The organism is Bradyrhizobium sp. INPA03-11B (assembly GCF_040446015.1).
GTDB lineage: Bacteria > Pseudomonadota > Alphaproteobacteria > Rhizobiales > Xanthobacteraceae > Bradyrhizobium > Bradyrhizobium macuxiense_A.
On record NZ_JASGSR010000061.1, the window covers coordinates 17,525 to 38,081 of the forward strand.

Here is a 20,557-nt window from a genome sequence, read left to right on the forward strand (position 1 = left end):
ACATTGCGTACCGAGGACCGACCATGCTGGACCATCCGACCGTCAAATACCGAACCGAGCATGCGATCGCGATCGTGACCATCGATCGCTATGACGAGGCGCGCAACGCGGTCAATCCGGAGACCGCGCAGGGACTGGCCCAGGCGTTCCGCGCGTTCGATCGCGATCCGTCGCTATCGGTCGCGATCCTGACCGGCGCGGGCGGCGCGTTCTGCGCCGGCTTCGACCTCAAGCACACCGCGGCCGGCCATCGCGGCCACCGTGTCGAGAACGGCGACGGCCCGATGGGCCCGACGCGGATGAAGCTGTCGAAGCCGGTGATCGCCGCAATCGAGGGACCGGCCGTGGCCGGCGGGCTCGAGCTTGCGATCTGGTGCGATCTAAGGGTCGCAGCAACCGACGCCACCTTCGGCGTCTATTGCCGGCGCTTCGGCGTGCCGTTGATGGATCTCGGCACCGTGCGCCTGCCGCGGCTGATCGGGCACAGCCGCGCGATGGACATGATCCTCACCGGACGCGGCGTCTCCGGCGAAGAGGCCGGACGGATCGGGCTCGCCAACCGCGTGGTTGCGGCAGGCACGGCGCTCGCCGAGGCGCGCAGCCTCGCCGATGATCTCTGCCGGCTGCCGCAGGCGGCTCTGCGCAGCGACCGGCTCTCCGCGATCGAGCAATGGGAACTCGGCTGGGACCAGGCCACGCTGAACGAGTTTCGTCTCGGGCTTGCGACGGTTGCGAGCGGCGAGACCGAGGCCGGCGCCCGCCGCTTCGCAAGCGGCAAGGGCCGGCACGGCGATTTCGCCGACATCGCCTGAGAACCGCACGCGCCGCGAGCGCTATTCGACGACCCGGGTGCGGGCGATGATCTCGGCGGCGCCCTTCGCGAGCAGCTCCATGCCGACGGCACGCCCGAGTTCGCGCGGCCGATCGGCGGGCCCGCTCCGCGTCACCTCGATGAAGCCGGCGCCGGCCTCATCCAGCACCGAGGCGCGCAGAGTCAACTCGCTTCCCGCGAGCGTGGCGTGGCCGGCGATCGGCGAATTGCAATGGCCGTTGAGCACCCACAGCACCTCGCGCTCGGCCTCGGCGGCAAGCCGCGACTGCGCGTTGTCGATCGCCGCGAGGCGCGCCCGCGTCGCCCAATCGGTCTCGACGCATTCGACCGCGACGATGCCCTGGCCCACCGCCGGCAGCATTTCGTTGACGGAGAAATCATGCGCGATGCGCGCGGTCATGCCGATGCGCTCGAGGCCGGAGCGCGCCATGACAAGCGCATCCGCCGGCCCCACCTCGCCGCCATCAGGCAGCCGCTGCTTGTCGCCGCGATCGAGTTTTGCGACGCGCGTGTCGGCGGCGCCGCGATAATGGATCACGGTCGCTTCCGGAAACAGTCGGCGCAGATAGGCGGCGCGGCGCACCGCGTTGGTGCCGATCATGAAGCCCTTACCGCGTGCGGCGCGGAGCGTGTCCAGCGACAGGCCAGGACGCAGCACGAGGCTGTCATTGGCGGCGTCGCGCGCCAGCATCGCCGCGAGGACGAGTCCCGGCGTCTCCTCATTGCCCGGCACGTCCTTCAGCGAATGCATCGCGGCCTGCAACGTGCCGGCGCGCATGGCCTCGCGGATCTCGGCGACGAAGGCGCCGCCCTTGCCGCCGTGGCGCAGCAGCTTGCTGGTCTGATCCTGGTCGCCGCGGGTCTCGAACTTGACGATTTCGACGGCAAGGTCGCCCGCCGAGGCGCGCAGCAGCCGCGCGACCTCGTCCGTCTGCGCGAGCGCCATCGCGCTCTTGCGCGTCCCTATCCGCAAAACCTGTCCCGACACGAAAGCTCCGCTGCGTGATCATCAACGGCTGGGGATTAGAACAAAAGGCCAGTCAAAACAATGGTTTTTGCCTCTGGCGGGCCAGGCTCAGGCAACCTCCTCAACCAGCGCCACGCCGGCCTCGCGCATCGCCGCGGTGGCGGCAGCAAGCGAACCGCCGAGGTCGATGGCGCGGCAGCCCGGCAGCACGACCGTGGTCTCGAACCCCAGCCGACGCGCATCCAGCGCCGAATATTGCACGCAGAAATCCGTCGCGAGCCCGGCCATCACGACACGCTTGAGGCCGCGCTCGCGCAGATAGCCGGCGAGGCCGGTCGGCGTCGTCCGGTCGTTCTCGAAGAACGCCGAATAGGAATCGATCGCGGCCCGAAATCCCTTGCGGATCACGAGTTCGGCCCGGTCGGTGGCGAGACCGGGATGAAACGCCGCTCCCGCGGTGCCCTGGATGCAATGATCCGGCCACAGCGTTTGCGGCCCATAGGGCATGGTGATCGAGGAGAATGGTGCAGCACCGGGATGCGAGGTCGCAAACGAGCTGTGGCCCGCCGGATGCCAGTCCTGAGTCAGCACGACATGGTCGAAGCGGCCGGCGAGCTGGTTGACCACGGGCACGACGGCATCGCCGTCGGCAACCGCCAGCGCGCCGCCGGGGCAGAAATCGTTCTGCACATCAATGATCAGGAACAGATCGTCGGGCGCAATCTTCATCAGGTGCCTATCCGCAACGATGCGCGCAGTTTGCGCAGGCAGGCGATCACCGACAGCGCGGTGATGCGGCCGGTCTTGGGGTTTTCCGAGGGGATGTTCTCGATCATCATCGAGAACCGCGCGGAATCGGAATCGACCTCGATGCGGTGGGTGTTGCGCGTCACCGTCGGATCCGCCCAGATCTCGACCCTCGTGCGATCGGGGCCGATGCCGGCGAGCGACAGCGCCACCGCGACATTGATATTGGCCGGGAAGCCCTTGACGGCGTCACGCGCACTCCCTTCGAAGATGCGCAGCGGCTCGGTGATGCCTTCGATCCGAATGTTGTTTTCGACCAGACGCGGCGCGCCGACGAGACCCGCGACCGGCTTCCGCGTCACCAGCTTCGCCGAATGAATGGTCCCGATCGCGGCCGCGGTCACCGCATCGAGCCCGATCAGCGCGCCGGTCGGCACGATGATCTGGCCGCCATGAGCCCTGGCGAGATCGACGAGGTCCTCGTTCTGCAACAGCGCGCCGACACTGAGCACCACGGCGGTTTTGCCGCGCTCGACCACCGGCGCCACGATCGAGCGCACCACCTTGCTCGGCGCGCACTCGACGACGATGTCGGCGATCTCGGCAAGCTGCTCGATCGGCACCAGCTTCGGCGCAGATTTGAGCTCCGCGACCCAGCCGCGGTGCTTGTCCGGGCTGTACGCCGAGACGGCAACCAGCGTCAGGCCCTCGATGCCCTGATCGAGCGCCTTGACGACGTCGGTGCCGATCGCGCCGAGACCGGCGACCGCAACCCGCAACTTCGTCTTGTTGTCAGCCATCACTTCCCACCGGCGAGCATCTTGACCAGACGATAGAGATATTCCTCGCCTTCGTAGAAGGATTTTACGAGCACGCGCTCGTCCTTGCCATGATTCCGGTTGTCATCGACATCGGAGCCGAGCCCGGAATGACCATAGGTCGGAATTCCCGCATTGCGCAGGTAGCTGCCGTCGGTGGCACCGGTGCTCATGACAGGAACGATCGCGGCATCCGGCCAAAACTCCTTCGACAGCTTCTCGATCGATCCCATGATCTCTTCGTTCAGCGGCGACGGCGGGCTCAGCACGGCCTTGCCGGTCGGGGTCACCGCAATCTGCTTGTCGGCGAGCACGCGCTCGATCGTCGCCTGAACGCCTTCGACCGGCTCGCCGGGCAGGATCCGGCAGTTCACCTTGGCGGTTGCCAGTTGCGGCAGCGCGTTGATGGCGTGGCCGCCCTCCAGCATGGTCGCAACGCAGGTGGTGCGGAGCTGCGCGTTGTAGCCGGGATTCTCCGACAATCGCGCCAGGGCTGCCGGGTCGGGCTGCGGCGCCAGGATTGCCTTGATATCGTCGGCATGCGACTTGTCGACCTCGGCGGTTTTCGTGAAATAGATCCGCGTCGTCTCGTTGAGATTCATCGGGAAGTCGTATTTGGAGAGCCGCACCAGGCCCTCCGCGAGGCGGTAGATCGCATTGTCCTTGCGCGGCAGCGACGAGTGCCCGCCGCTATCCTTCACGGTGAGCTGATAGCCGATCGAGACCTTCTCGCTGGTCTGGACGCTGTTGCGGATCGCCTTGCCGTTCTTGAGGCCGACGCCGCCGCCTTCGTTGAGCGCGAACTCGGCGTCGATCAGGTCGCGGTGGTTCTTGATCAGCCACTGCATGCCGAGACCGTTGGCATCGAGGATCTCCTCGTCGGTCTCGAGGGCGACGATGATATCGCGGTCGGGCTTGTAGCCCTCCTTCTTGTAGCGGATCAGGTTGGTGATGAAGGCGGAGGCCATGTATTTGTCGTCGCTCGAGCCGCGGCCGTAGAAATAGCCGTCCTGCTCGGTGAGCTTGAACGGATCGACCGACCAGTCCTCGCGAAGCGCAGGAACGACGTCGATATGGGCGACCAGCAGGATCGGCTTGCGCGCGCCCGAGCCGTGCAGCCGCGCCACCAGATTGCCCTTGTGCGGCGCCGGCGAGAACACCTGCACGTCGCCCTCGGGGAAGCCGGCGGCGCGGAGCCGCGCGCCCATCGCCTCGGCCGCCTTCTGGGTATCGCCGGTCGCAGTGGTCGTGTTGATCTCGACCAGTTCCTGGTAGATGCCGCGGGCGAATTGCTGCTGCTCGGTCAGTCCTTCCGCGCCGGCGCCGGACGCGAGCAGCACCGGAGCGATCGCTGCCGCGAGTTGCAGCGATCGAACCATGTTTCGGGCCTTGTGCGACATCGTGCTCTCCCAGAATTCCACCACCTGATTGGAGATGAATTCAGACAGGCGACACGCGCTTTGGCAAGACTGCGAGCCCTTCAATTTGCGCGCGCATGCTCCGCGCTTTCGCGCACGCTATTTGGAGTCCTTATTTCGTGTCTTATTTGGCTTCCTTGGCCGCAATCACCTCGATCTCGACCAGGAAGCCCGGATTGGCGAGTGCGGCGACGCCGACCACCGAGCGCGCCGGCAGGTTCGGCTGGCTGCCGCCGAAGAACTGGGTGTAGCCCTCCATGAAGGCCTTGAAGTCCATCGGCGCGGACGCGTTGTGGACCAGGAACACCTGCATCTTGACGACATCGCCCATGCCAAGGCCCTGGCCTTCCAGAATGGCCTTGATGCGGTTGAGCACACCGACGGTCTGGGTCTTGGTGTCGCCATAGGCCTGTGGGCTCGACGGATCGGCATCCTTGTTGACGACCGGTGGTACCTGGCCGCTGACATAGACCGTCGTGGTGTTGCCGGTGACGGTCACGGCCTGCGCGATCGGGAATGTCGAGTTGGGAATCGGATGCCTGACCACGTCAGCGGAGGCCGTGGTCGCCATCGCCGACAGCGCGACGCCCAACACAATACCGATGAATTTCATCAAACTCTCTCCGTGAGTTGCGTGGTCAGCGGCGGGCGTCCTGAACGTCCTTGGTCGTCACCGCGTCCTGATAATTGTTGCCGAAGTGCGTCCGCAGATAATTCACAACGGCGGCCACCTGACCATCGGTCATCATGTCGCCGAACGCCGGCATGCCGCGGCGGCCGTTGATGACGAGATAGATCGGATAGCTGCCGGCTTCGAGATTCTTGTTGCCGGCAAGCGAGGGATAGGTGCCGGCGCCGCTCGCGCCTGTCGCATCCGGCATGTGGCAGCCCTGGCAGACATTGCCGAACAGCTCTTCGCCGGTCATCTCCACGAAACGGTAGCCCGAAGAGAAGGTGCGCTTGCCCGCCCCGCTGTCCTGACCGGACGCCGCGGTCGCCGACAGCAGCAGCAGCGCCGCGACAACAGATGTTCCTGTCTGCTTCATCACGTCTTCACCACGCGTTCGTGCATTCGGGTAATGGCGTCGAGCGCGGACAGGATCGCACCCTCCTGCCAGGCCGGCAGCTGCGAAGCGTGCTCGCCCGCCAGCGCGATGCGGCCGTCGATCTGGCAGAGATTGCGGTAATGCTGCGCCCGCCCGGCTTCGGTCCATTCCCCGGCGCAGCCGAGCGTGAACGGCACCCGATGCCACGCCACCGCGACGCCGTTCTCGAACTCGCTCTTGTATTGCGGATGGATCTTGGCGCCGAATTCGACCGCACTGGCGACCCGTTCGGCCGGCGTCATCGCCGTGAACTCGAACGAATTGGCGCCCTCATACAGATAGGCGCCGAGCAGCACGCCGCGGCCGCCGCGGTTGAAGCCATAGTTCGGATAGCCGATATTCCGGATCGGCAGGTCCGTATAGCTGATGCCGCCGTAGATCGCCTCATCCTCCTCCCAGAACCGCCGCTTGAACTGCAGCCCGACCTTCACCGAGGCGGCGTAGGGCAAGGAATCGATCGCATTCTTCATCGGCCCGCTTACATCCAGAGGCAGCTGGCTCAGGATCGGCAGCGGGATGGTGCAGATGCACCAGTCGGCAGTCGCCTGCTGCACCGCGGAGGGACTGGCGGTGTCGACATAGCTCACGGTGACGCCCGAGCCGTTCTGCTGGATCTGCGTGACCTTGGCGCTATAGCGGATGAGATCGCCGACCTCGCGCGCGAACGCCTTGCCGATCATGTCCATGCCGCCGACCGGCTGGAACATGCTGGGCTGGAAATCATAGTGCGCAAAGTTTTGGACGTAGCGCCACATCCGCGAGCGCAGCAGCTCCTGCAGCGAGATCGGATCGCTGGGCAGCGGATCGCCCATCAAGCCGCCGCCGGGATCGCGCGCATATCCGCGGACATCGGCGGAGCGCAGGTTGGCATTGTACTTGTAGTCGCGATCCAGCGCGCCCCAGTCGCGCAGTGCCTGCAGCAGGATCTCCTGATCCTCCTTGCTGACGAACTCGTCGAGCCTGCCTTGCTGGCTGACTTTCGCCAGCAGCTCAGCCACCCCGCCCTGGAAATCCGCCTTGATGCTGCGAAAGCGTTGCGGCTTGCCCTCGAATGCACGCGTTGCATGCAGGTAGGCGTTGTGGTTGAGCTGGATGAAGGGTTCCAGCGTCACGTTGAGCCGCCGGCAGTAATCGAGCAGCGCGCGATGATGATAGGGAATCCGCCATGGGCCGGGATTGAGATAGAGCCCCTGCTCGAACTGGCAGGTCTGCTTGAAGCCGCCGAGCTCGGTAAAGCTGTCGCCGCCGCGGATCGACCAGTTGCGGCCGCCGGCGCGATTGTTGAATTCGAGGATCTGGACCTTGTAGCCGGCCTTGCGCAGTTCCAGCGCCGCCGTCATGCCGGCGAGCCCGGCGCCGAGAATCAGCACCGAAGCGCCCTTCACGTCGCCCGTGAGCTTGAGCGGCCCCTTGTAGGCGGACTCGGATGCGAAGCCGAGGCTCGTCATCGCGTGATACATCGCCGAACTGCCGGCGATAGTCCCGATCAGCGCCAGCAAATCCCGCCGCCTGATCACAGATTGGTTCTGCACCCGCGTTCACCCAGCCACTGACGTCGATGTCGAAGGGAAACGGTTGACGCGACCCGTGTCAAGAAAGGGCACGCGCTTCCACATGCAGCCACACGCGCTTTTGATGCGTCACGCAACCGATACATCACACCACGCGCTCGCAGTGCACACGCCGGCAATCCATTTCAAAGTCGAGCCCGACCACCGGCGGCCGATCGAAATGCCAGGTCAGGCCGTTGCGCAGCACGCCGCGGCGGCCGAGTTCGCTTTCGAGCACGGGATAGACGTCGTGGACGGTGTAGAGCTGCACCGCGGTGGTGTCCTTCCAGGTGCCGCCGAACGCATTCATGCGGCGTTCCATCTCGCCCAGCACGAATATTGCTTTCGCCAGAATGCCGGCCGGGCTGCTATCGCCGAGCGCGACGGTATGATCGCGATAATTGGCCTTGCCCTCGACCGACTCGCCGCTGCCGGCGACCACGAAGCTCGACGGCGCATCCTTCGCAGCCGGCACCGTGTAGCAGAAGGCGTGGAAGCTCGGCTCCGCGGGCGGATCGAGTTTTGGACAGACGTTGCTGCGCGCCACCGGATTGACGCCGTCACGCATCACGCCCCAGGCGATCAACGTCTTAATGTAGATCTCGTTGAAGGCCCTGAACCCGTCCTCGGTGAACGGCGCCGGCGAGCGCAGTTCACAGGCGCCGAACGCGGTCAGCGGACGGCCGGCGGCTTTGAGGATTTGCGCTATCCTTTCGAAACCCGCACTCAGCGGCACCGGTTCGGCGAACCTGACCCGCTCGATGGCAAAACCGGGCAGCGCACTGACGCCGCAGGAATACTGACTGACGCCGGGCATGAAGCGGTAGCCGCCGTCGGAAGTCTCGATGGTGCTGGTCATGGTGCCCCTTGTATGGATGCGGTCGTCACGCTGACGTCATTTCGCGATGGCGGATACACACGAACCGCTCGATTTCATCACAGCCGTCGTCCTGGCGAAACGCCAGGACGACGACGAGGATGGTTCTCGATTGAAGATATCGAACACCGGTGTCATCACCCGCGAAAGCGGGTGATCCAGTATTCCAGAGGCAGCAGTGCTTGAGCCGATGGGCCTCGGCGTACTGGATCGCCCGGTCGAGGCCGGGCGATGACGGGTGTTGGTGGACACACGACTCCCTCCCCACGTCGTCCCGGCCTAGTGCGCAATTGCGCACGGGAGCCGGGACCCATACGCCGCAGCAGATGTTGTAGGCGGGACTCGTCGTTCCAGCATTGCGTAGCAATTTGCATTTGTGGTTATGGGTCCCGGCCTTCGCCGGGACGACACTGAATGTGTTGCAGCGCCTGGGAGTCACACATCCGCATTCTCGCGACATGATCGTCCGAGCTTTGCTCTTCGTTCCGCCCTCTCCTTGAACAGAGGGCGCAGGGAAAGCCGGGTGCCGATCGCACCCATGGGCCCCGAGCGATGGGTAGAAAGCTCGGGGGTAGGACCACAGGTGTAACCGGAAACAACCCGGCTTTCCCTGCGCGATGGGCTACGGCTTACTTCGTGCTCTCCCCGGCGAGACTTGGCTTTGTTGTCACCGTCTTCCCCACGCGCACCGCGCAATGTGAAGAGACACCTGCCATGAGGGCGTCAGGACCACACGACTTCGCCGTCCGCCTCACGCGCACTCGTCAGTTGCGCAATCGGCGTCCACCGCATCTCGACCCGCGTTCGTGACGATCGCGAAGCGCCCCTCGATCGGGTGAGACGAGACAATCTATAACACTGAGTTGCACTTCTGATAAAGCGAAATATTTTTGTCGCGGGGGCTTGCGCCGTCGGGCAACTCAGTGGCACGCGCGCGTGAGGGAGCCACCGGCGGCAGGGTTCCCTCTCCCCCTTGCGGGAGAGGGTTAGGGAGAGGGGTGCCACACGACGTGCCCTCTCCAGTCAGGCGAGCACGCACGGCACATAGCCGAGATTGCGCACGAGAACTTCACGCCAATGATCTCACCCGGGGCCACCCCTCTCCCCACCCTCTCCCGCAAGGGGAGAGGGAGCCTGAGAGGTGTGCTCACCTCACCGCGTCCGCGGTCATCGCGCCGCGCGAGCCCCGGAATTACGAAGGAAGGATCGTCTTGCGCGCCCTCAATGCGCCTTGGCGACGTAGGGGCAACCGCCTTCATCGAGCGGACGGAAGGCCTGGTCGCCCGGCACCGTGGCAAGATACTCGTAGAGATCCCATTTGCTCTTGGACTCTTCCGGCTTCTTGATGCGCATCAGATACATGTCGTGCACCATGCGGCCGTCCTCGCGCACCACGCCGTTCTGGGCAAAGAAATCGTTGACCGGGGTCTTGCGCATCTGCGCGATCACGGTCTCGGAATCGACCGAGTTGGTGGCAGCGACCGCCTTGAAATAGTGCCTGAGCGCCGAGTTGACGCCGGCCTGGTAGGCCGTCGGCATCGCGCCGTGCCGCTTGAAGAACTCCTGGGCGAAGACGCGGGTCTCGGGCGTGCGATCCCAATAGAAGGAATCGGTGAACAGCAGATCGTGCGCATGCGCGAGGCCAAGCGCGGGCACGTCGGTGAGCGTCACTTGCAGCGCGACGAGCTGCATGCTGGCGCGGATGTTGAACTCGTCGGCCTGCGACACCGCGTTGCGGAAGTCGGAGCCGGCATTGGCGAGCGCCAGGATCTTGGCGCCGGAGGACTGGGCCTGCAGTAGGAAGGACGAGAAATCGGCGGTGTCGAAGGGATGGCGGACCGCCCCCAGCACCTTGCCGCCGGCCGATGTGACGGCCTTGCTGGCGTCGCGCTCCAGCGCCTGGCCGAACGCATAATCGGCCGTGAGGAAGAACCAGGGCGAGCCGCCGCGCGCGACCACGGCCTTCGCGGTGGCGTTCGAGGAAGCATAGGTGTCGTAAGTCCACTGCACGCTGGTCGGTGAGCATTGCTTGCCGGTGAGATCGGATGATCCGGAGCCCGAGATCAGGAACAGCTTCTTGCGTTCGCGCGTCACGGTCTGGATCGCGAGCGCCACCGCGGAATTGACGCCTTCGGCGATCACGTCGACACCCTTGTTGTCGATCCAGTTGCGCACGATGCCGGTCGCGACGTCAGGCTTGTTTTGGTGATCGGCCGAGATGATCTCGATCTTGCGTCCGGCGACCGTGCCGCCGATTTCCTCCGCGGCCATTTGCGCCGCAATCACCGATCCCGGGCCATTGCCGTCGGAATATTGCCCGCTCATGTCGGTGATGATGCCGACACGCAGGACGCCATCCTCTGCGCGAGCCGCGCCGGCGGCAAAGGAGAGACACAGCGCAGCAATTGCGATCAGGACATGCGAGCGTTTCGTGATGGACATTTCGTTCCCAGGGATTCGGATGGTTCGGACGATCTCCTGAAGCAATCAGGGATCGCCGACAACCCCGTTGGCCGGCATGGCGCTCTGCGAATCCGCACCAAAATTCCGGGAGGAGGAACACGGCCGAGGCACTGACACGCGCGCATCGCCAATCGTGCGAACGCCGGGACGAAATTTCATCGCGGCGTGCCTTGGATCATACCATTGAATAATGCGGGATCGCCTCAGCGCCGCTCCCACAATTGCCGTGCCAGAGTGCCAACCTTGCGCTCGATCGCCTCGGCGGCATCGAGACACATATCCTCGCGATAGCGCGAGCCGACGATCTGGACGCCGACCGGCACGCCCTCATGCAGGCCGACCGGCACCACGGCCGCCGGCAGCCCCAGCACGTTGATCGACGAGATGAAGCGCAGGTCGTTCCAGAACAACTCCTTGACGCGCTGGTCGCCACCGAGATCGGCATTGACCTCCGGCGTCTTGCGCACCGAGGTCGGCATCAGCACCAGCGGATACTGCTCGAGGAACGTCATCCAGTTCCTGATATGACGGGACCGCTCGGCGATCGCCTTCATGTAGCCGGCCTGATCGAGCGGGTTCGCCAGCGCCATGAAGCCGTGGAACGTCTTCTGGAAGTCGGCGCTGGAGTTCGCCAGCATCTGGTCCTGCAACAGAACGCGGGTCTCGGACATGATCAGGTCGCACCAGAGCTGCCAGACCTTGTTGAGATCGGGCACCTCGACTTCGCTGACCGCGTAGCCCGCATCGGCCAGATGATCAGCCGCCTTGCGCTGAAGCGCGATCACGCCGCGATCGGTCGCCATGTCCTCGGGGATCTTTGCGAGCGCGACCTTGACCGGTGCGGCGGGCTTCGGCCCCGTCAATGGCGCCGGCACGTACCAGGGATCGCGCGGGTCGCGCTGCGCCATCACCTCGAGGCCGAGACGCACGTCGGCGACGTGGCGCGCCAGGGGTCCCTGCGACGACATGAACTGCGCCATCAGCGGCCGCTCTGCCGTAGCGCTGGGATTGAACGCCGGAATGCGACCCTGCGTCGGCTTGATGGTGGCGATGCCGTTGCAATGCGCCGGCCAGCGCAGCGAGCCGCCGATGTCGTTGCCATGCGCGATGGTGCCGATGCCAGCCGCGATCGACGCGCCGGCGCCGCCCGATGACCCGCCGCAGGTCACGTCCGCGTTCCAGGGATTGCGCGTCAAGCCGTGCAGCGGATTGTCGGTGAAGCCGCGCAGCGAGAATTCCGGCGTGTTGGTCAGGCCGATGATGATGGCGCCGGCCTTCCTGAGATTGGCCGTCACCGGCGAGTCGCCCGGCGCGATGTTGTCCTTGAAGGCGACCACGCCGTTCGAATTGGCCTGGCCCTCGACGTCGATGTTGATCTTGATCGTGACCGGTACGCCGTGCAGCGGCCCGGCGGCGCCGCCCTTCCCTTTGCTCGCCGCCAGCGCCGCATCCGCCGCTTTGGCGGCCTGCATCGCCGACGCGCCGAGATCGACGACGACGGCGTTGAGCGCCGGGTTGGCCTCCTGCATGCGGTCGAGATGGGCGCGAACCACCTGCTCCGATGTCACTTCGTTGTTCCTGATCGCCGCTGCCGTGTCCACGGCGGACCATTGCCAGATCGGTGTCTTCGTCACGTGGTATTCCTCCCGTTATATTAAGTGCTTTGTTGTTGGTTCAGTCGCGCGGATCGATCGGCGTCAACGTCGACGCGCGCGCCTCGATCACCTCGGCGACGGCGAGACAGACATCCTCGCGGAAGCGGCCGGCGATCACCTGCACGCCGACCGGCACGCCGCCGGCGGTCCCGGTCGGCACCACGACCGACGGAAAGCCGAGCGCAGGCACCGCAAGTAGCGGCCGCTGCGCGTCAAGCAGCGCATGCACCACATCAGCGTCTTCCTGATCCTGATCGAAGCGGAACGGCAGCTGCGCGGAGACCGGCAGGATGATGACCGGGCAGCGCTCCTGGAACAGCTGCCAGGCCCGCACGATGGCGAGCCGCTGCTCGAAGCAGGCCAGCACCTGATCGCCGTCGAGCTCGGGCGCATAAGCAATATGGCCATCCAGATTGTAGCGGCTCCGATCGTCGCCGAATTTGCGGATCATCGGCGCCAGCACACGCCGCTCCTCATTGATGACGAGGCGATGCCAGAGATCGGCGGCCTCTGCGAGCCGCGGCGGTGTGGTCTCCTCCACCGCAAAGCCGGCCTCCGCGAGCCAGCGTCCGGCGGCGCGCACCGCTGCGCTGATCTCCGGCGCCTCGTCGCCGAATGGCGCCGGCGCGATCGCAACGCCGATCGGTCGCTTCAGCGGCGTGCCTTGCAGGGGCACCGGCAGCCAAGTGCCGTCGCGCGCATCCGCCTGCGCCATCGCAGCGAGGCCGGCGCGCAGATCGGCGACCGAGCGCGCGAGCGGTCCCTGCACCGACATCATCTGCGCCGTGATCGGACGATCGCTGGTGGCCGACGGATTGAACGCGGGGATCCGCCCCGGCGTCGGGCGCAGGCCGGCGACGCCGCAGGCGTAAGCCGGATAGCGGATCGAGCCGCCAAAATCATTGCCATGCGCGATCGCGCCCATGCCGGAAGCGACCGCCGACGCGGCCCCGCCGCTGGAGCCGCCCGGCGTCAGGTGCCGGCCCCACGGATTATAGGTCGCGCCGTGCAGATCGTTGTTGGTGAACCAGCGGTGCGAGAACGCCGGCGTGTTGGTGCGGCCGACAATGACGGCCCCCGCCTTGCGAAAATTCGCGACCACCGGGCTGTCCTCGGTGGCGATGACGTCGCGGAAGGCGACAACGCCGTTGGTGGTGGCGTGGCCGCGCTGATCGACATTGACCTTGATCGTGACCGGCACGCCATGCAGCACGCCGAGCTCCGCGCCAGATTTCACCGCGGCATCCGCCGCATCCGCGGCGGCCAGCGCTTCATCGGCCAGCACCTCGACCACGGCATTCAAGGCCGGATTGACCGCGGCGATGCGGTAGAGGCTGGACTGCACGGCGTCCCGGCTGGAAATCGCGCGCGTTGCGATCGCGCGCGCCAGGTCGATCGCCGACCAGCTCCACAACTCATTCTCGTGCCGCGTGACCATTGTTGTTTCCTCCAACGCAAATGCTCAGTCGAGCCGCAACGGCTGGTGAAAGACCGGCAGGTCCATCCGCCGGTCTTCCGCGGGGACGACCACGGCTTCGGCGCTCAGCACGTGATCGAGCATCACGCGCCGCGCGCGCGCCGCGTTGCCGGAACGGAACGCGGCCATCAGGCGCTTGTGAAACTCGATGTTCTCGCAGGTGAAGCTGGATGCGAATTCCTGCACGCCAAGCTTGCCGATCAAATGGCGGATCGCCTCGTTGACGAAGCGGGCGACGAGGCCAAGCAGCGGATTGGGACAGGCCTCGATCAGGATGTCGTGGAAGTCGATCTCGGCGTGGCGGTGATGCTCCCAATCCTCCGCGCCGCCGGGATGATGCTCCTGAACCGCGATCGCCTTGTCGAGCGCTTTGAGATGCTCCGTCGTGAGGTGGCCGACCACGCTGAAGGCGAGCTCTGGCTCGATCAGGCGGCGGATCTGGTAGATCTGCGCGGTCGAGATCGACTGGAAATAGAAGTAGTTGCTGAGCAGGCCGACGATCCGGTTGATCGACACCGGCGCCACCCGTGCGCCGCCGCCGGGCCCGGTGGTGTTCTGCACCAGCCCCTGCACTTCCAGCGATTTCAGCGCCTCGCGGATGGTCGAGCGGCTGCAGCCGAACATCTCGATCAGTTCGGATTCCTGCGGCAGCCGGTCGTTAGGCTGCAAGCCGGCCTGGAAGATGTGGCTGCGGATCAGGTCGGCAACCGCGTCCGACCGCTTGCGCTTGATCGAGGCGCGGCGCGACGGGTCCAGGGACGGAAGGGCCGATTTATCCATTTTATGATCATAAATAGGATCGAGACGGCTTGGCAAGGGGCGATCGCCCCAAAGGGCCATTCTGCCTGGGGCTCATCCCGGGCATGACGGCAGACCGAACATTTGAGGAATTGACGAAGAGCGATGATCGCTCAGTTCGTTCCGCGCTGCGCTTCGAGGCTGCGGCTGTAGCGCGACATCGCAAAGCAGAACACGAAGTAGATCACGCCGACGAAGACGTAGACCTCGACGCTGAACGACTGCCAGGCCGGATCGACGATCGCGGTCTTGGCGGTCGTCAGGAGGTCGAAGATGCCGATGATCAGGACCAGGCTGGTGTCCTTGAAGAAGGCGATGAAGGTGTTGACCAGCGGCGGGATGACGTGGCGGATCGCCTGCGGCAGCACGATCAGCGCGTGCTTCTGCCAATAGGACAGGCCGAGCGCATCCCCCGCCTCATATTGTCCGCGCGGCACCGCCTGAAGGCCGCCGCGCACCACTTCGGCAAGATAGGCGCCGGCATAGAGGATGAAGGCGATCTGCGCGCGCAAGAGTTTGTCGATGTTGACGCCGTCGGGCATGAACAGCGGGAACATCACGCTCGCCATGAACAAGAGGCTGATTAGCGGTACGCCGCGGATCAATTCGACATAGAGCACGCAGAGCGAACGGATCGCCGGCAGTTTCGAGCGGCGGCCGAGCGCGACGAGGATGCCGAGCGGGAAGCCGAACGCCAATCCAAAGGTCGCAAGGATCAGCGTCACCGGCAGCCCGCCCCAGCGGTCCTGCGTGACGAAGGAGAGGCCGAGGAAGCCGCCCCACATCAGGCAGCCGATCACGACCAGGGCCGCGGCCCACAGCAGGAACAGCTCCTTGCGCCAGAAGCTGCGGCGGCTCGAGACCGCGAACAGCGCGATGAAGATCACGACCGCGAGCGCCGGCCGCCACTGCTCGTCGAACGGATAGGTGCCGAACAGGATGAAACGGTACTTCTCGGGCACGACGGCCCAGCAGGCGCCGGCGCCGCGCAGCGCGCGGCAGGCGCTGCTGTCGTTGCCGGAGACGATCCAGACCGCGTTGGCAATGCCCCATTGCCAGAGGCCGATGCACGCCTTGCCGAGCAGGAACAGCAAGAGCAGCGTCATGATGCTCGAGGGGATCGAGGCGAATAGATTGGCGCGCAGCCACGCGGTGAGATGACCACCGAGCGCACGCGGTGCGGGGCGCGGGCCGATCGGCAACGGATCCTGCGGCAGGTGTGCGACCGAGCTCATGTCAGCGCTCCACCAGCGCGATGCGCGCATTGTACCAGTTCATGAACAGGCTGATGCCGAGGCTGATGGTGAGGAACACCATCATGATCAGCGCGATCGACTCGATCGCCTGCCCGGTCTGGTTCAGCGTGGTGTTGGCGACGGAGACGATGTCCTGGTAGCCGACCGCGACCGCGAGCGAGGAATTCTTGGTCAGGTTCAGGTACTGGCTGGTCATCGGCGGGATGATGACGCGCAGCGCCTGCGGCAGCACGATGTGCTGCAACACGAAGCTGCGCTTCAGCCCGAGCGCCTTGGCTGCATCCGACTGGCCGCGCGGCACCGCCTGGATGCCGCTGCGCACGATTTCCGCAATAAAGGCCGAGGTGTAGCTGACGAGCGCGATCAGCAGCGCGAAATACTCCGGCGCCAGGGTCAGCCCGCCGACGAAGTTGAAGCCGCGCAGCTCCGGCAGCGTGATGCTCCAGCTCGCGCCGGAGAGGAACGACACCAGCGCAGGGAGCGCGACGACGAGGCCGAGCGCGTAGGGCCAGGCCGGGCGCGCTTTGCCATCGAGCATCTGCTGCGCGATCAGGCGGCGCCTGACGAAAGTGAAAACGATCAGGCCTGCGACCAGCGCCAGGATGGTCCACCAATTAGCTTCATGCAGCGGGACCGACGGCAGGATCAGGCCGCGGTTGGAAAGATAGACGCCCTCGACCGGCTTCCACGCCTGGCGCGCCGCCGGCAGGCCCTGCATCAGCACGTACCAGAACAAAAGCTGCAGCAGCAGCGGCAGGTCGCGCAGCACCTCGACATAAACGGCGGCAAGCCGCGCCAACAGCCAGTTCGACGACAGCCGCGCGATGCCGACCAGCGTACCGATCACGGTCGCCAGCACGATGCCGATCACGGCGACGCGCAGCGTGTTGACGATGCCGACGATGAAGGCGCGGAGATAAGTGTCCCTCGGCGTGTAGTCGATCCAGCTGTCCGCGATCGGCATGCCGGCTTCGCGGCCGAGGAAGGCGAAGCCGGTCGAGATGCGCCGCACCGAGAGATTATGGATCGCGTTCGACCACAGGAACGCAACGATCGCGACCGCGATTCCGACCACCAGGACCTGCCAGAACAGGCCGGCGACGCGGGGGTCGCTGAGCGAAAGCCGCCAGGGCCGGGCGGGAGGGCGTTTCGGCGTCGATGTCGTCACAGCACAAGGATCCCGGTGAGAAGCGATCTTCTGCTATGCGCTCTTATGCGCGCGTCATATGTTGCACCAATTTGATAAATGTGCAACATATGTTTCATGGCCCAGGCACAGCCGAAACCATCGCCCCTGAACGAATTGTGCAGCGCATTGCCGTCGCTGCCAATGCGGTTGCAGGAGGTTGGTCGGTTTGTCGCAGCCAATGATTACGACGCCACCACCCGCTCGATGCGCGAGCTTGCCTCCGTCGCCGGCGCCGATCCAGCTTCTTTCACTCGTCTGGCAAAGGCGCTCGGCTATTCCGGCTGGGACGAATTGCGCGCTGCACTCACCGAGGCGCGCAGGCCAGCGCAGGGTTCCCCGTTCTCCGGCCGCGCCAAGAGCCGCCGCGGCGGGCCGAATGCCGACGTCAAACTGGTGCATGACAAGCTCGAGGCGGAAGCTGCGGGCCTTGCGCGCATTCCCGCGAACGCGATCGCCGACGCCGCGCGTGCGCTGCACACGGCGAGCCGGATTTGGATCACGGGATTTCGCAGCTGCCGCAGCGTTGCGGAACTGCTCACCTATCAGCTTCGCCTGTTCCGCCCCGATGCCGTACAGCTGGTCGGCGGTTCCGGCCCGTTCGATCTCGACCACGGTGCCTTCCGCGCCGACGACGCGGTGGTCGTGATCGGCTTTGCGCCCTACACGCTGGTCAGCGTCGAGACGGCGCGAGCGGCGCATCAGGCGCGCACCACGCTGATCGCGATCGCCGACACGATCGCAGCGCCGATGGCCGAGGGCGCCGATCACCTGCTGCTGTTCGAGGCCGCCTCCTCGCCCGGCTTCTTCCCCAGTCTCACGGGCGCGATCGCAGTCGCCCAGTCGCTCGCCGCCGTCGCCTTCACGCTGGGCGGCGCAGGGGCAAAACGCAAGCTGGAGGAGACCGAGGCCAGGCTTGCCAAGATGTCGCAATACACCGTCGAGAAAGGATGACCGTCATGGCCGCCAACAAGAGCCGCGTGATGCATCGCAGCCTGCGCGAGACCCCGCCAAAGGCGGTTGGTGGCGAAGGCGTCTGGTTGATCGGGGAGGATGGCCACCGCATTCTGGATTCCTCCGGCGGCGCCGCAGTGTCCTGCCTCGGTCATCAGCATCCGCGGATTCTGGCAGCCATCGCCAAGCAGGCCTCAAAGCTTGCTTACGCGCACACCAGCTTCTTCTCGTCGGAGCCTGCGGAAGAGCTCGCCGAGCGGCTGGTCGGCCATGAGCCCGGCGGCCTCGGCTATGTCTATTTCGTCAGCGGCGGCTCGGAGGCGATCGAGGCCTCGATCAAGCTGGCGCGGCAATATTTCATCGAGCGCGGCGAGCCGAAGCGTGCGCGCTTCATCGCGCGGCGGCAGAGCTATCACGGCAACACGCTCGGCGCGCTGTCGGCCGGCGGCAATGCCTGGCGCCGCGAGCCCTACGCGCCGCTGCTGTCGCCGTCGTTCAGCCATGTCACCCCCGCCTTCGCCTATCACGAGAAGCGCGACGATGAATCGGAGGCGGCCTTTGTGGCCCGGCTTGCCGCCGAGCTGGAGGCCGAATTCCAACGGCTCGGCCCCGACACGGTTGCGGCCTTCATCGCCGAGCCCGTGGTCGGCGCCACTGCCGGCTGCGTGCCGGCGCCGGAAGGTTACTTCAAGGCGGTGCGCGAGATCTGCAACCGCCACGGCGCGCTGCTCATCCTCGACGAGGTGATGTGCGGCATGGGCCGCACCGGCACGCTGCATGCGTGGGAGCAGGAGGGCATCTCGCCCGACATCCAGGCGATCGCCAAGGGCCTTGGCGGCGGCTATCAGCCGATCGGCGCAATGCTCGCAAGCGGCAGCATCGTCGACACCGTGCGCAACGGCTCCGGCACGTTCCAGCACGGCCATACCTATCTGGGGCATCCGCTCGCCTGCGCCGCGGCGCTCGAGGTGCAGAAGGTGATCGCCGAGGAGAAGCTGCTCGATCAGGTCAAGGAGCGCGGCCGCCAGCTCGAGCAGCGGCTGGTCGAACGCTTCGGCAATCATCGCCATGTCGGCGACATCAGGGGCCGCGGCCTGTTCTGGGGCATCGAGCTGGTCGCCGACCGCGGCACGCGACAGTCGTTCGATTCCAAGCTGAAATTGCATCAGCGGATCAAGTCCGCGGCCTTCGCCGGCGGGCTTGGCTGCTATCCGTCGGGCGGCACCGCCGACGGCCAGCGCGGCGACCATGTGCTGCTCGGCCCGCCCTATATCGCAACTTCCGGCGACATCGACATGATCGTCGAAAGACTAGGCGTTGCAGTAGACAGCGCATTGAAGGACATCGGTCACGGAGCATGATCCGGAGAGGATCATGCTGAAACAGGAAGGGAGGAGGACAAAATGAGGAAGGTATTGATCGCGGCGAGCTTGCTCGTCGCAGGGCTCTCGACCGCAAGCGCGGCGACGCTCGACACCGTCAAGCAGCGCGGCACGCTGGTGTGCGGTGTCTCGACCGGGTTCGCCGGCTTCTCGGCGCCGGACTCGCAGGGCAACTTCAAGGGACTCGACGTCGACTATTGCCGCGCGCTCGCCGCCGGCATCCTCGGCGATCCGGCCAAGGTACGCTATGTCGCGCTGACCGCGCAGAACCGCTTCACCGCGCTGCAGTCCGGTGAGATCGACGTGCTCTACCGCAACTCGACGCAGACTTACTTGCGCGGCACCACACTCGGCCTGCGCCAGGGCCCGGTCAATTTCTACGACGGCCAGGGTTTTGTGGTGAAGAAGGACCTCGGCGTGAAGGAGCTGAAGGATCTCAAGGGCGCGACCGTCTGCGTAGCCCAAGGCACCACGCATGAGGTGACGCTCGGCGATTACGGCCGCGCCAACGGCATCGACTGGAAGCCGCTGGTGTTCGACCGCCCCGACACCATGTACCAGACTTTCTTCGGCGGCCGCTGCGATGCCATGACCCAGGACGCCTCGGCGCTCGCCGGCGCGGTCGCGACCGCAGCACCGAAAGCCGACGACTATGTCGTCCTGCCGCAGACCATCAGCAAGGAGCCGCTCGGCCCGTTCACCCGCAACGGCGACGAGGTCTGGAGTGACATCATCACCTGGCTGCATTACGGCCTGGTCGAAGCCGAAGAACTCGGCGTCACCCAGGCCAATGTCGACGAGATGGCGAAGTCGCAGGTCCCGGCGATCCAGCGCCTACTCGGCGCATCCGGGGATCTCGGCTCCCGGCTCGGCCTCGACAACAAATGGCTGGTCGCGGCGATCAAGGCCGGCGGCAATTACGGCGAGATATTCGAGCGCAATGTCGGCAAGGCAAGCCCCCTGAAGCTCGAGCGCGGCCTCAACGCCACCTGGAGCAAGGGCGGGTTGATGTACGCGATCCCGTTCAAGTGATGACCTGAGAATCCATCTCTCCCGTCATTGCGAGCGAAG

18 protein-coding genes are annotated in these 20,557 nt (G+C 65.6%); 4 read left to right on the forward strand and 14 right to left on the reverse strand.

Annotated features, from left to right (window positions below):
* The first annotated feature begins 23 nt into the window (after positions 1-23).
* A complete protein-coding gene (locus QMZ05_RS24095; protein WP_353703000.1) occupies positions 24-812 on the forward strand; it encodes a crotonase/enoyl-CoA hydratase family protein in 789 nt (262 codons plus the stop codon).
* Between the two features lie 21 nt (positions 813-833).
* Here the strand turns inward: QMZ05_RS24095 and hemC are convergent, their stop codons facing one another.
* The 14 genes from hemC to QMZ05_RS24165 all read right to left on the reverse strand — a co-directional run bounded on the left by hemC (position 834) and on the right by QMZ05_RS24165 (position 17,057).
* On the reverse strand, positions 834-1,820 hold the full coding sequence (gene hemC, locus QMZ05_RS24100; protein ID WP_353703001.1) for a hydroxymethylbilane synthase: 987 nt from the start codon (positions 1,818-1,820) through the stop codon (positions 834-836).
* Positions 1,821-1,907: 87 nt separating this feature from the next.
* A complete protein-coding gene (gene pncA / locus QMZ05_RS24105; RefSeq protein WP_353703002.1) occupies positions 1,908-2,528 on the reverse strand; it encodes a bifunctional nicotinamidase/pyrazinamidase in 621 nt (206 codons plus the stop codon).
* On the reverse strand, positions 2,528-3,346 hold the full coding sequence (locus QMZ05_RS24110) for an aspartate dehydrogenase (RefSeq protein WP_353703003.1): 819 nt from the start codon (positions 3,344-3,346) through the stop codon (positions 2,528-2,530). Before QMZ05_RS24110 ends, pncA begins: the two co-directional genes overlap by 1 nt.
* Positions 3,346-4,764 carry a M20/M25/M40 family metallo-hydrolase gene (locus QMZ05_RS24115; RefSeq protein WP_353703004.1) on the reverse strand — a complete coding sequence of 473 codons (1,419 nt, stop codon included), beginning with the start codon at positions 4,762-4,764 and terminating at the stop codon, positions 3,346-3,348. The genes QMZ05_RS24110 and QMZ05_RS24115 overlap by 1 nt, the downstream gene beginning before the upstream one ends.
* Positions 4,765-4,906: 142 nt before the next feature.
* Entirely contained in the window at positions 4,907-5,395 is a 489-nt protein-coding gene (locus tag QMZ05_RS24120; protein ID WP_074128993.1) for a Rid family hydrolase, read from the reverse strand.
* Between the two features lie 25 nt (positions 5,396-5,420).
* On the reverse strand, positions 5,421-5,828 hold the full coding sequence (locus tag QMZ05_RS24125) for a cytochrome c (protein ID WP_353703005.1): 408 nt from the start codon (positions 5,826-5,828) through the stop codon (positions 5,421-5,423).
* Positions 5,828-7,420, reverse strand: coding sequence for a flavin monoamine oxidase family protein (locus tag QMZ05_RS24130; protein ID WP_353703006.1), 1,593 nt, complete (start codon positions 7,418-7,420; stop codon positions 5,828-5,830). The genes QMZ05_RS24125 and QMZ05_RS24130 overlap by 1 nt, the downstream gene beginning before the upstream one ends.
* A gap of 124 nt (positions 7,421-7,544) precedes the next feature.
* Positions 7,545-8,297, reverse strand: a complete 753-nt coding sequence (locus tag QMZ05_RS24135) for a hypothetical protein (RefSeq protein WP_353703007.1) — start codon at positions 8,295-8,297, stop codon at positions 7,545-7,547.
* A 1,239-nt stretch (positions 8,298-9,536) separates the two neighbouring features.
* Positions 9,537-10,757 carry an ABC transporter substrate-binding protein gene (locus tag QMZ05_RS24140; RefSeq protein ID WP_353703008.1) on the reverse strand — a complete coding sequence of 407 codons (1,221 nt, stop codon included), beginning with the start codon at positions 10,755-10,757 and terminating at the stop codon, positions 9,537-9,539.
* A gap of 224 nt (positions 10,758-10,981) precedes the next feature.
* Complete coding sequence (locus tag QMZ05_RS24145; protein ID WP_353703009.1) at positions 10,982-12,412, reverse strand: amidase family protein; 1,431 nt, start codon at positions 12,410-12,412, stop codon at positions 10,982-10,984.
* Positions 12,413-12,452: 40 nt separating this feature from the next.
* Positions 12,453-13,871, reverse strand: coding sequence for an amidase family protein (locus QMZ05_RS24150; RefSeq protein ID WP_353703010.1), 1,419 nt, complete (start codon positions 13,869-13,871; stop codon positions 12,453-12,455).
* Between the two features lie 24 nt (positions 13,872-13,895).
* Positions 13,896-14,690, reverse strand: a complete 795-nt coding sequence (locus QMZ05_RS24155) for an FCD domain-containing protein (RefSeq protein WP_353703011.1) — start codon at positions 14,688-14,690, stop codon at positions 13,896-13,898.
* Positions 14,691-14,821: 131 nt separating this feature from the next.
* Positions 14,822-15,943: an ABC transporter permease subunit gene (locus tag QMZ05_RS24160; protein ID WP_353703012.1), complete on the reverse strand. Its 1,122-nt coding sequence runs from the start codon at positions 15,941-15,943 to the stop codon at positions 14,822-14,824.
* A gap of 1 nt (position 15,944) precedes the next feature.
* Positions 15,945-17,057 (reverse strand): ABC transporter permease subunit, encoded by a 1,113-nt coding sequence (locus tag QMZ05_RS24165; RefSeq protein WP_353703024.1) that lies wholly within the window; start codon positions 17,055-17,057, stop codon positions 15,945-15,947.
* A gap of 171 nt (positions 17,058-17,228) precedes the next feature.
* Here QMZ05_RS24165 and QMZ05_RS24170 point away from each other — a divergent pair, with 171 nt between their 5' ends.
* The 3 genes from QMZ05_RS24170 to QMZ05_RS24180 are packed head-to-tail and all read left to right on the forward strand — an operon-like array spanning position 17,229 to position 20,518.
* The gene (locus tag QMZ05_RS24170) at positions 17,229-18,104 is read left to right on the forward strand and encodes a MurR/RpiR family transcriptional regulator (protein ID WP_353703013.1); all 876 of its coding nucleotides are present in this window, start codon (positions 17,229-17,231) and stop codon (positions 18,102-18,104) included.
* A 5-nt stretch (positions 18,105-18,109) separates the two neighbouring features.
* Positions 18,110-19,465 (forward strand): aspartate aminotransferase family protein, encoded by a 1,356-nt coding sequence (locus tag QMZ05_RS24175; protein WP_353703014.1) that lies wholly within the window; start codon positions 18,110-18,112, stop codon positions 19,463-19,465.
* Between the two features lie 42 nt (positions 19,466-19,507).
* A complete protein-coding gene (locus QMZ05_RS24180) occupies positions 19,508-20,518 on the forward strand; it encodes an amino acid ABC transporter substrate-binding protein (protein WP_353703015.1) in 1,011 nt (336 codons plus the stop codon).
* Positions 20,519-20,557: the final 39 nt, after the last annotated feature.

What these genes read in the sequence shown, in the direction of transcription:
- QMZ05_RS24175 (WP_353703014.1), top strand. Translation starts at nt 18,110, where the DNA reads ATGGCCGCCAACAAGAGCCGCGTGATGCATCGCAGCCTGCGCGAGACC.
- QMZ05_RS24115 (WP_353703004.1), bottom strand. Translation starts at nt 4,764, where the DNA reads ATGTCGCACAAGGCCCGAAACATGGTTCGATCGCTGCAACTCGCGGCA.
- QMZ05_RS24170 (WP_353703013.1), top strand. Translation starts at nt 17,229, where the DNA reads ATGGCCCAGGCACAGCCGAAACCATCGCCCCTGAACGAATTGTGCAGC.
- QMZ05_RS24140 (WP_353703008.1), bottom strand. Translation starts at nt 10,757, where the DNA reads ATGTCCATCACGAAACGCTCGCATGTCCTGATCGCAATTGCTGCGCTG.
- QMZ05_RS24150 (WP_353703010.1), bottom strand. Translation starts at nt 13,871, where the DNA reads ATGGTCACGCGGCACGAGAATGAGTTGTGGAGCTGGTCGGCGATCGAC.
- QMZ05_RS24095 (WP_353703000.1), top strand. Translation starts at nt 24, where the DNA reads ATGCTGGACCATCCGACCGTCAAATACCGAACCGAGCATGCGATCGCG.
- QMZ05_RS24135 (WP_353703007.1), bottom strand. Translation starts at nt 8,297, where the DNA reads ATGACCAGCACCATCGAGACTTCCGACGGCGGCTACCGCTTCATGCCC.
- QMZ05_RS24155 (WP_353703011.1), bottom strand. Translation starts at nt 14,690, where the DNA reads ATGGATAAATCGGCCCTTCCGTCCCTGGACCCGTCGCGCCGCGCCTCG.
- QMZ05_RS24180 (WP_353703015.1), top strand. Translation starts at nt 19,508, where the DNA reads ATGAGGAAGGTATTGATCGCGGCGAGCTTGCTCGTCGCAGGGCTCTCG.
- pncA (WP_353703002.1), bottom strand. Translation starts at nt 2,528, where the DNA reads ATGAAGATTGCGCCCGACGATCTGTTCCTGATCATTGATGTGCAGAAC.
- QMZ05_RS24125 (WP_353703005.1), bottom strand. Translation starts at nt 5,828, where the DNA reads ATGAAGCAGACAGGAACATCTGTTGTCGCGGCGCTGCTGCTGCTGTCG.
- QMZ05_RS24110 (WP_353703003.1), bottom strand. Translation starts at nt 3,346, where the DNA reads ATGGCTGACAACAAGACGAAGTTGCGGGTTGCGGTCGCCGGTCTCGGC.
- QMZ05_RS24120 (WP_074128993.1), bottom strand. Translation starts at nt 5,395, where the DNA reads ATGAAATTCATCGGTATTGTGTTGGGCGTCGCGCTGTCGGCGATGGCG.
- QMZ05_RS24160 (WP_353703012.1), bottom strand. Translation starts at nt 15,943, where the DNA reads ATGAGCTCGGTCGCACACCTGCCGCAGGATCCGTTGCCGATCGGCCCG.